Here is a 10,610-nt window from a genome sequence, read left to right as displayed (position 1 = left end):
AGAAGTGAAACGCCGTAGCGCCGATGGTAGTGTGGGGCTTCCCCATGTGAGAGTAGGGAACTGCCAGGTTTTTATATCGATTATCAGACGATGTCTGGTAATGAAAAAGTATAGGTGGAGCGGTAGTTCAGTCGGTTAGAATACCTGCCTGTCACGCAGGGGGTCGCGGGTTCGAGTCCCGTCCGTTCCGCCACTAAAAAGAAAAGCCCTGAGCATTTGCTCAGGGCTTTTTACTGTGTGCTATAGTCTGCTCACTCTGTAAAGATCTGTTATGCAGTGCAAGTCTTGCCGAATATCCCTGTCACTCAGGACGTTCTTTGCTTAAAGTAATAGCGTGTAGCACTGAAGAGACAAGCAGGTTCGTTGTGCGAAAGAAAACCTATGCGGTGAGGTACAGTGCGGGGCAACCCGTAGAGAGAATTTTTTCCTCTGGTATACAGTATCCTGTTATGCAGGCACTGCCAGAGGCGCCGCTGCTTGAAAAAAACGACGTACTGCGTGTGTTGGTGTGGAATATCTACAAACAGCAGCGTCTGCATTGGCTTTCGGTATTACAAAACTTTGGTAAAGATGCACATCTCGTTTTACTGCAAGAGGCGCAAAGTACGCCTGAGCTGATTCGCTTTGCAACGGCGAACTACGTTGCGACCGATCAGGTTCCCGCCATTATTCTCCCCCAACACCCTTCTGGTGTGATGACGCTCTCCGCGGCTCAACCGTTATATTGCTGCCCTCTGAGAGAGAGAGAGCCTCTGCTGCGCCTGTCTAAATCGGCGCTGATAACGGTTTATGCATTGCAGAGCACTCAGCAACTGATGGTGATTAATATCCACGCCATTAATTTCAGCATCGGTGTTGAAGTGTATGGCAAACAGCTGGATGCGATTGGTGAGCAGGTGAAACGTCATACCGGGCCAGTGATCATGGCGGGAGATTTTAATGCCTGGAGCCGGCAGCGTATCAATGCGCTTTATCAATTTGCCAGTGAGATTGCCTTGCGTGAGGTTCGCTTTGTTGACGACCAGCGGCGTCGAACGTTCGGCCGCCCGTTAGATTTTGTTTTTTACCGTGGTTTGCACGTCATGCAATCTTCCGTTCTGGTTACTCAGGCTTCTGACCATAATCCATTATTGGTTGAATTTCAGTTGCCAGCATGACGATAAAACAGCATACGAAAAAAAGCCACGGTCGTTATCAACAACCGTGGCTTTTTTATAGGCTATGCAGTACTTAAGAGTCTGGCGCTGTTGCCGTATTCACGAACAACGTCAAACGATCTCCAGGCTGAATATTCGCCTTTTTATTGATGACTGAATTCCACCGCATGACATCTGCGATATCTACCCCGTGACGTTTGGCGATACTCGCAAGAGAGTCTCCTTTACGCACCTGATAGGTAATGGAATTACTGTTACCCTTCTTACTGCCCGCAGCGGTTTGTGCTACCTGAAGCGATTGACCAATCTTCAGCGCGTTAGCGCTGGACAGATTGTTCCACTTACGCAGATCCTGCGCACTGACCTTCAGTTTCGCCGCAATACCTGACAACGTGTCGCCTGAACGAACCTTGTATTCCGTAGTTGCGGATAGCTGCGCCAGTTTAGTGGGTTGTACAGCGGCGATATCGCCATCTGCCAACGAATCCTTCAACTGCTCAACGTGTGCCTTAGGCACCATTATGTAATGTGGCCCGTTCGGAGCGGTCACATCACGTTTGTAGCCTGTGTTGTAGCTCTTCAGTTTTGTTAGCGACAAGCCTGCCATTTCAGCCGCTTGCGTCAACTCCATCTGTTGACCCAGGTCTACCTGCGCCAGTGCCCGACTTTCGTTGGGCTTGGGTAACTCAATGCCGTATTTTTTGCTATTCTTAAGAATATCGCTTAAGGCTAGCATTTTGGGGACATAAAGTGACGTTTCACGTGGTAACGCCAATGCCCAGTAACTCGTTGACCTGCCTTTTGCCTTATTTGCTTTTACCGCTTGCAAGACACGTCCTTCACCGCTGTTATAAGCGGCGATGGTAAGTAGCCAGTCACCATCAAACATCGTGTTGAGGCGCTGCATCATGTCTAAGGCAGCCGTCGTTGATGCAACAACATCGCGACGACCATCATACCACTGGTTTTGTTTCAAACCGTAGTTACGCCCAGTGCCTGGCACAATCTGCCAGAGCCCTGCGGCATTGGCGGATGATGTGGCCTTGGGATCAAAAGCGCTCTCCACTATGGGTAGCAGTACCAGTTCCATCGGCATTTTGCGCTGCTTAATCTGCTCGACTATCCAGTACATGTACGGCTCTGCCCGTAATGTTACATCGTGGAGATAGCTCTTATTTTTTAAGTATCGTGTTTTTTGCTCGCGGATCCGGACATTATCCGGAACCTCCATCTTCAGCTCGTCGCTAATGAAGTTCCACAGGTCGCGCTGCGCTAGGCCATTATTATCCAACCAGCGCGCGGATGTCTCTCGACTTCCTGTGTACTTTCCTGCTTCACCTTGACCTGCTGAAGACAGACTCTGCCCATGTTGTTTCGGTTGTGAGGTGTCCTGGTAGACCCCTTGGCAACCTGCCAACAAGACTGAGGCGATAATAATCGCTTGAGCCTTCATATGTGTGTCAATAGTTTGCTTAAAAGACGAGCAATAATACTTTGATTAGCCGATCAGCACAACAAAAACCTTCAGAAGCAATCTTTCTTACCACGTAATTGGGCGAAAACTTGCCAATCCGCTATGTTACCGGGTTTTATTTTTAATTTTTCTTTTAAATCAATGTCATGGCATCTAAGGAAAAGGTTGATTTTTCGTTCAAGACCCAGGGTGGTTGGCAACGATGATTGAGATTTATCGCGTAATAGCCTGATTTCAGAAAGGTAAGCGGTAATATTGCACTCTTCAGGCCAGATAGTGTGAGCAAACTCAAGATTTGACAGCGTGTACTCGTGCGCGCAGCAAATGCGTGTGTCATCGGGTAATTTTGATATTTTTTCTATAGATTCATACATTTGTTTTGGTGTTCCTTCAAAAATTCGTCCGCATCCAGCAGAAAACAGCGTATCTCCGCAGAACAAATACGGCGCGGAGTAGTACGAAATATGACCTAAAGTGTGACCCGGCACAGAAAACACGGAGAAATCCGAATTGAGTAACTGAATGTGATCTCCGTCGCGCAAAATGCGTGTTGCACCATGCTGCGCCGTCTCCTCGGGTCCATAAACCGGCAAGTCAGGATAAGCCTTCAGAATTTCAGGAACCCCCGCCACATGGTCACTATGATGGTGGGTGAGCAAGACCGCTACCGGTGTGAGTTGGTGTTTACCTAGCGCTTGTAATACTGGTTCCGCTTCACCGGGATCGACAATCACACAACGGTGCTGTGTGTCATGTAATAGCCAAATGTAGTTGTCTGAAAGTGCTGCAATACTGATAAGATTCATGCGATACCCCATTTATTACCTGGTCTGAGATAGCTATTGGGTCTGAGGGAGAATACTAAGATATGAAGCCAGCGCATACGCCCCAGGCTTACTCTACGCCAACGTGTTGGGAGGATATCCCTTGGGGCACACATTACCAGCAGACGCTTGAACATGCACTGGCTGCATGGTGGCCGCGTGTGTTCGGCTTCCACTTACTGAAAGTCGGCGCGCTCAGCAACGCTATCGCGACGGACACGTGTGCCATTTCTCATCAGGTCAACATCAACCCGTATGCGGCTGATGATGTGCATGTCTTGGCCGATCCTTATCAACTGCCCTTTTCTGAGAAGTCTATAGATGCCTGTTTGCTGGCGCATACGCTCTCTTATTCGTCGGACCCACACCGTATTTTACGCGAAGTGGATCGGGTACTGATCAATGACGGATGGCTATTGCTGAGTGGTTTTAATCCTATAAGCCTGCTCGGGGCTGGGAAGCTGACGCCCGGTCTTCGTCAATGCCAACCCTATTGCGCACGTATGTTCACGCAGATGCGTATGATCGATTGGCTCAGCTTGCTCAATTATGAAGTGTTGTATCAGGGGACCTTCCACGTGGTGCCGTGGAAGATACCGCAGATGACAACAACATCAGCACCTCACTCTGCTCTCTTAGGCTGCCTGATGCTCCTGGTTGCGCGCAAACGTACCATTCCGCTCACCATGTCCCCTATGCGCCAGAAGTTCAATAAGGTACCGGTGCGCAGAGCGGTGGGGGCAACCAAGAGTTACCGTAAAGGATACAAGCCATTCTGAGCCGATTATTCCGGATGATACCCGGTATCGTCCTGCGTCGGGTGTGAGGCCGCCTGGCGTGCCAGTTCATCGCATTTCTCGTTCTCTGGATGACCCGCGTGACCTTTAACCCACTCCCAACGCATCGTATGCCGCTGAATAGCGGCATCCAGTCGCTGCCAGAGATCGATATTCTTGACCGGTTTTTTGTCAGCAGTTTTCCAGCCTTTAAGTTTCCAATTGTGGATCCAGCGCGTGATACCCTGCCGCACATATTGGCTATCGGTACTCAGTACCACCGTACATGGGGTCGTCAATGCTTCCAGCGCGGCAATCGCCGCCATTAATTCCATGCGGTTATTGGTCGTCAGATGATAACCTGCACTCATGGTTTTTTCGTGCTGCTTGTAGCGCAGCACAACACCATAACCACCCGGGCCGGGATTTCCCAGACAAGAACCATCGGTGAAAATTTCTACCTGCTTTGTCATCTCTGGTAGACTCTGCCTTAATCATAAAAACCGTAAGTCTGACATAAAACGAAAGCGATGAGCACTGCAATTACACGACAGATCGTTCTGGATACCGAAACCACGGGGATGAACAGGCTCGGTGTTCATTATGAAGGCCATAAAATCATTGAGATCGGTGCGGTGGAGGTCATCAATCGCCGCCTGACGGGGCGCCATTATCATGTGTATATCAAGCCTGATAGATTGGTTGACCCGGAAGCCTTCATGGTCCACGGCATCAGCGATGAATTTTTACAAGATAAACCCGCCTACGCTGAGGTAGCCGAAGAGTTTATTGAGTTCATTCGCGGTGCGGAGCTGGTTATTCATAATGCCGCGTTTGATATCGGCTTTATGGACTATGAATTCCGGATGCTGAATCGGGATATCCCGAAGACAGAAACCTTTTGCAAGATCACCGATAGCCTTATGGTCGCGCGTAAGCTGTTTCCCGGTAAAAGAAACAGCCTGGACGCACTGTGCGACCGTTATCAGATAGATAACAGCAAACGAACGCTGCACGGGGCGTTACTCGACGCCGAAATCTTGGCAGATGTCTATCTGGCCATGACGGGGGGACAAACCTCTTTGGCGTTTGCCATGGAGAGTGAGAACCAGCAAGTGAGTGCAGAAAGTGAGAGCGTGCAGCGAATTACGCGCCAGGCGTCTGCTTTGCCCATCGTTTATGCCAGCACGGAAGAACTGGCTGCGCATGAAACGCGCCTCGATCTGATTGCCAAAAAGGGGGGCAGTTGCCTGTGGCGCCAGTAATCACCACCCGATTGATGATGATTGCAGCATGACGCTGTAATTATAAACAAACAGTATGAATTGATTATAAAAAGCATTGACGCCATACCCAGATCACCTTAGTATTCATCCCGCTCGCAAGGGCATGTTAATGGGGAGCGGTAGTTCAGTCGGTTAGAATACCTGCCTGTCACGCAGGGGGTCGCGGGTTCGAGTCCCGTCCGTTCCGCCAATAACTAAAGAATGCTGATATAAGTTCGCTTATATCAGCATTTTTTTTTGCTTTTTCGATGGTTGATGAATTTATCAACAGCAAAGAAAACGAAATTGTGTAGTAATTCCTGTGCTGAAAATGCTAAGTATTAACCTTGCAGCACGCTTTGGAAGCTGGTTAGATGAAATCCGGTCATAAAATTACGTAAGTGAATCGGTCCGCTTGCTGTGTTAGATATTATCGGTTATAGGAATTTTGATCAGATAATTCATATTTTATTTTCTTGGTTTGAGCCATACCACCTTTACTGAAGGTAATGTGTATTACCCTCTGTCTGCGTTTGTTATTACTTTTGAATACTAATAAATTCACAATAAAACAATGTACTGTCTCTGTGAAAGTGACCTGATATCACATGGGCTGCATGTGTGCGTGAGGTTAGCAATCTCATTTTTAAGGCTGTGTCGCTTATTTTAATTGATTGTTTCATTGTGAATGTCGATATTTTATTTTTTTTATCTTTGAATGTTTGGCGCAAAATGCTAAATGTTGATTTATCATTCATTTTTTTGATGGCTCGATGTAGATATGCCGTTTTTTTAATGTTCTTATGAATGAACATCTGTCCAATTTATTTAGGTTAGTTATTCTTAAGGCGTGTTTAAAGAAAGGTTATATTCGCTGATGTTTATTTTAAGGGGTGGGGTTAATAAGTAAGAAAATTCTTATTATTTTTTTAATTTTGCTAGTGTTTTGTTAATTGATAGGTTTTAACAATCGTTATTGTGTTTTTTTTTGACAATATAACCATTGTTAATGGCGAAAAAGAGATGCTATAAAATCCCCGCAAAATAATGAGTGTGAATATTACCAAGTCGAAAGTAGGACGCGGTGAAATAATAGCATCAATAAATGGAGGTGATTGGATATGTATTCTTTAGTAAGCTACGTTCAGGGGAAGTCTATCGCGAGTTATGTGTATTTTACTGAGACTGTGCGTCGCTTTGGAAAAGACAAGCGGGGTGTGACTGCTGTTGAATATGCTATTGTAGCGGCGGGCGTTGCTGCGGTGGTTACGGTTATTTTCGGCGATGAAGGTCCGGTTAAAGGAATGTTGACTGCTGTCTTTGAAAAAATCAAAACCACGGTCGAGTCGTCTATACCTGGAAAATAGAGTTGAGGCTAATAATTACCCTCTGAAAGGTATTAGCGATAGGTGAATATGAAATTAGGTACTTTATATATGCATGTATATATAGGGTGCCTATTTCAACCGTATTTATTGTATTAATGCGCATGCGGTAGCTATATGTTAAAAGTAAGAGTGCGCTTTATAATTTGTGTTATACCTTATAATTATTTTATAACATTAGCGAGAGCGGATTAGCGTTGAAATGAAAAAGAGCGCACTGATTATTTATATATTAATGATCCTGACTGGTGGTATAGGTATTTTATTCTATATAAAATCCGCACATACGCCAGCATCAGGAGCGAGTGAAATGCAGGCGCATTCTTTAACAGAAACCATTATCGTGGCCGTCGCCCAGCGCGATCTGGCTGCCAACAGTATTCTGAAGAAAGATGATTTTCAATTGAAAAATATATCTGTATCACCTGAAAGCACAGAGATGCAGTTCAATATAATGGAAAATGACCTGACGCATTGGGCACTTAAAAGTGCGGTAGCCAAAGACAGTTATCTTCAGCCAACCGCGTTGGTTGAACCCGGAAGCGATGATTATATTGCCATGTTTATCACACCAGGGAATGTGCTTTATCCTTTTGAGTTAGATGCTTCTGATAATTATCTGCTAAACAATGTAAAGTCAGGTGCCAGTGTGGATATCTATCTCGCATATGGACTCCGCCAAGACGATAACGGAAGTGAGGACATCATCTCTCCCGCAAAATCTATTCGTGATACACGACTTAAACCCCTTATGGTCAACAGGCGTGTATTGGCAATCCGTCGGGTAAACCGGGATGAAAAAGAGAAGGCTCAAGAAAGCAGAAGTCAACTGCTGGTGGAACTGAGAGATGCAGAGCTCAAGCTGCTGAAAGGATTAGAAGGAAACGCCAGGATACTGCTATTTCCCTCAATCAGAGGCCCTATTGACTTGCGTTCAAGAGGCAGTGAAACGCTATCCGGCAAAGAGGCGACATGGCCAGTCAGCAGCGCGCCCCTGTTTGATGAACCCCGCTCGCGGCCCACACATGAGTGGCGCGGTTAACAGGTCTTGTCTATTAGGGCTGATAGGGAAATTTTAACAGAGGAAAAAAGTTTGATTATGAAGCGCTTCTCATTTCACGTTAGCCTGATGCTAACGCTGATTTTAGTGTATCCGTTAGCGGCAATGGCCGATCAACTCTTTTTAAAGCCAGGCCAGTCAAAAACATTACGGACCAAAGGCCGTGTTAATACGGTATTTATCTCAGATCCTACGGTAGCAGACTATAAAGTATTGAATGAAAATACCATCGTATTGTATGCGAAAGCGCCCGGTATTTCAGAGGTCACAGCCTATGATGCTGACACAAGAATTTTGGCTGATTTACAGATAAATGTTGATTCTTTTCTCGGTGATATCAATCAGCGCATTGCGCTGGAGTTTCCCGGAAGCCAAGTAGTGGTTAAAAGTTTCATCAGTGGTGAAAATAAATCTTATATTCTGACCGGAACGGTGCCCGATGAGGAAACCCGAGGGGCAGTATATCAGCTGGTGGGCAGTGTTGTTGGAAAAGAAAGTCGAGAACTTAAGGTGAAAAATGATTCTGAGGATCAGAAAAGTTCAGAAGTTTTCTTTATGACAAAGAGAGTTTATAGCAATGTAATAAATAGATTGCAATTGCCCTCATCAAATCAAGTTAATGTTAAGCTTAGCGTTGTTGAGGTAAGTAAAAAATTCACAGACACATTAGGGATTGAATGGAGTAATTTAACGCTGAGTGGGCTGATTAAAGGCAATGGCGCTGTTAATGACCCAGGGGTTTTCAGTTTGATTGGCCTCAAACATGGGTTTGATGCAGAAAATATCAGTACCACAATCAGTGCCGTTAATAATGACAGTTTGGCTAGAGTGCTTGCGCAACCCAATCTCACGGTGTTGTCCGGTGAGGTAGCCAGCTTTTTAGTTGGTGGAGAAATCCCGCTTTTAGTGCAAAGCAAAGAGGGGACTACCGTACAATATAAAGAGTATGGTATTCGGTTAAATGTTGCTGCCAAAGTTGAAAAGAAACAGAAAATAAAATTGTTGATCTCGAATGAGATCAGCAGCGTTGCTGGGAGTTATGCGTACAATAATTACAATATACCTCAGATAAAAACGCGGCGTTCCAGTTCGACGATCGAACTGGCAGATGGCGATAGTTTTGTGATTGGGGGCCTACTCAATGAAGAGGATGTGGAATCATTGACGAAAATCCCTTTCATTGGCGACATTCCCATTCTTGGGGCGCTGGCGCGTAAATCGCACACAGCGCGAAATAAAACAGAGTTGGTGGTTTTTGCTACCGTCGATCTTGTAAAGCCGGTATCCGCGGCATCACGACAGCAAATTAAGTTGCCTGATTATCATCGTAGCTCTTCCGTTCAATTATTTTTTAATAGCGGAGTAGATAAAAATACCCTTGAAGGACGGCTTGCCAGTGATGCACGCAGTTTTATGGACCGCGGTGGATTTTCCAAATAGTCGCGATAAGCCAGTACATTGAACATTGGAGTTTCGCATGAAATTATTTTTTGATACCAAATCGAATAATAAGAATACAGCGGTGAAGTCGCAGAAGAAAAAATTCGCACAGCCCATTTTAATTATTTCACCTCGTCCTGATGTGATGTCTGATATTGTCAGCCAACTGCTGATGCATCATTTGGCTGATGTCATACCGCATGAAGCGGATTTTTTTACCATGAGTGATAATCCAGGCGCCAGCGATGCCATCGCGGTCATTGTTGATATTAACGATGTGGATAATGTTGAACTTATTATGCAGATGGTTGCGCTACTCATCCCGGTTTCGGCAAAACCGATTCTCGTGGGTAATAATGACTCAATCCGCTTTGCTCATGCGTTGATGATAGCAGGCGCTAACTATTTACATATTGGCTCGCAGTTACCGCAACTGCCCGATCTGATTCGTGACCCTATTCCGGCTGCACATAACCGAGCAACAATGAAAATCAGCATTCTGGGATGCAAGGGAGGGGCAGGAGCATCCACCGTGGCGCATCAGCTTTTTAAGGCTGCGGGAATGCTGACCTCAATACCCATGCTGTTGGTGCAGGGTTGCAGTGGCAGCCGGGATTTGGATTTATTGTTAGCTAAAGCGTTACCCAGCGACGGCAGCATTGCCGATCTTACCGCTCATCAGTCGGTAAAAATGGAAACGTGCGACGCTGCATGGCTGTATGAGGATACCGCGTTTAATCGTTATAACCTGGTTTTCTTTGATCATGGAATTCACACACACGTCGAACAGCAGCTGGAACAGGTATTCATGCAGTCCCATGTCATTGTGTTGGTCATTTCACGGGCGTTAGCCTCACTGCGTGTGGCGAAAAATATACTTGAAGAACATAAACGTTTCTTGTTGGCAAACCCACTGAAAGAAGTACGTATTTTGCTGTGTTTAAACGAGAGTCATCCCAAAAATACGGATGAGCTTGTTAACGCTGATATTGAAGAGTATCTCGGGCTCGATATTTTTAGCGTGAATGCCTACAACGTTCATCATAATCCACTCTCCTCAGAGAGTGCGCTCTATCGACTTGCTGCTCACCTGTTAGGCAAACCATTGGGCCCTCCGTCCTCTCGTAAAACCCTGTTTACTCTACCGACTTTTCTTCGCCCCGCGCGTCAAAATGCGGTTGTGTGATTTTTGGTCTGTTTGATATCAGGGAGGTGGGAAATGGAACAGG

At 45.9% G+C, this 10,610-nt stretch carries 10 protein-coding genes and 2 tRNA genes; 9 read left to right on the top strand and 3 right to left on the bottom strand.

Annotated features, from left to right (window positions below; genetic code table 11):
• Nucleotides 1-116 precede the first annotated feature (116 nt).
• Nucleotides 117-193, top strand: a tRNA-Asp gene (locus tag J5067_RS22895).
• Nucleotides 194-365: 172 nt separating this feature from the next.
• The gene (locus J5067_RS22890; protein ID WP_264652089.1) at nucleotides 366-1,157 is read left to right on the top strand and encodes an endonuclease/exonuclease/phosphatase family protein; all 792 of its coding nucleotides are present in this window, start codon (nucleotides 366-368) and stop codon (nucleotides 1,155-1,157) included.
• Between the two features lie 73 nt (nucleotides 1,158-1,230).
• Here J5067_RS22890 and mltD read toward each other — a convergent pair whose 3' ends face one another.
• Complete coding sequence (gene mltD, locus J5067_RS22885; protein WP_264645970.1) at nucleotides 1,231-2,610, bottom strand: murein transglycosylase D; 1,380 nt, start codon at nucleotides 2,608-2,610, stop codon at nucleotides 1,231-1,233.
• Nucleotides 2,611-2,681: 71 nt separating this feature from the next.
• On the bottom strand, nucleotides 2,682-3,437 hold the full coding sequence (gene gloB / locus J5067_RS22880) for a hydroxyacylglutathione hydrolase (protein ID WP_264652088.1): 756 nt from the start codon (nucleotides 3,435-3,437) through the stop codon (nucleotides 2,682-2,684).
• Nucleotides 3,438-3,499: 62 nt separating this feature from the next.
• Between gloB and J5067_RS22875 the strand changes: the two genes are divergently transcribed.
• A complete protein-coding gene (locus J5067_RS22875) occupies nucleotides 3,500-4,234 on the top strand; it encodes a class I SAM-dependent methyltransferase (RefSeq protein ID WP_264645972.1) in 735 nt (244 codons plus the stop codon).
• Between the two features lie 5 nt (nucleotides 4,235-4,239).
• On the opposite strand, the gene rnhA is transcribed toward J5067_RS22875, so the two are convergent.
• On the bottom strand, nucleotides 4,240-4,704 hold the full coding sequence (rnhA, locus tag J5067_RS22870) for a ribonuclease HI (protein ID WP_264645973.1): 465 nt from the start codon (nucleotides 4,702-4,704) through the stop codon (nucleotides 4,240-4,242).
• A gap of 57 nt (nucleotides 4,705-4,761) precedes the next feature.
• Between rnhA and dnaQ the strand changes: the two genes are divergently transcribed.
• From dnaQ to J5067_RS22840, 6 genes are all read left to right on the top strand, one after another.
• Complete coding sequence (gene dnaQ / locus J5067_RS22865) at nucleotides 4,762-5,496, top strand: DNA polymerase III subunit epsilon (protein WP_264652087.1); 735 nt, start codon at nucleotides 4,762-4,764, stop codon at nucleotides 5,494-5,496.
• 134 nt (nucleotides 5,497-5,630) lie between these two features.
• Nucleotides 5,631-5,707 (top strand) — tRNA-Asp (locus tag J5067_RS22860).
• A gap of 910 nt (nucleotides 5,708-6,617) precedes the next feature.
• Nucleotides 6,618-6,863, top strand: coding sequence for a Flp family type IVb pilin (locus J5067_RS22855; RefSeq protein WP_264628506.1), 246 nt, complete (start codon nucleotides 6,618-6,620; stop codon nucleotides 6,861-6,863).
• Between the two features lie 220 nt (nucleotides 6,864-7,083).
• A complete protein-coding gene (locus J5067_RS22850) occupies nucleotides 7,084-7,923 on the top strand; it encodes a hypothetical protein (protein ID WP_264652086.1) in 840 nt (279 codons plus the stop codon).
• A gap of 57 nt (nucleotides 7,924-7,980) precedes the next feature.
• Complete coding sequence (locus tag J5067_RS22845; RefSeq protein ID WP_264627939.1) at nucleotides 7,981-9,381, top strand: type II and III secretion system protein family protein; 1,401 nt, start codon at nucleotides 7,981-7,983, stop codon at nucleotides 9,379-9,381.
• Between the two features lie 37 nt (nucleotides 9,382-9,418).
• On the top strand, nucleotides 9,419-10,567 hold the full coding sequence (locus J5067_RS22840) for a hypothetical protein (RefSeq protein WP_264652085.1): 1,149 nt from the start codon (nucleotides 9,419-9,421) through the stop codon (nucleotides 10,565-10,567).
• The last annotated feature ends 43 nt before the right edge of the window (nucleotides 10,568-10,610 follow it).

The sequence above is a fragment of the Candidatus Symbiopectobacterium sp. NZEC151 genome (genome assembly GCF_025962655.1).
Taxonomy (GTDB): domain Bacteria; phylum Pseudomonadota; class Gammaproteobacteria; order Enterobacterales; family Enterobacteriaceae; genus Symbiopectobacterium.
The sequence above is the reverse complement of the archived record's forward strand: the minus strand, read 5'-3'. Positions and strand labels throughout refer to the sequence as shown.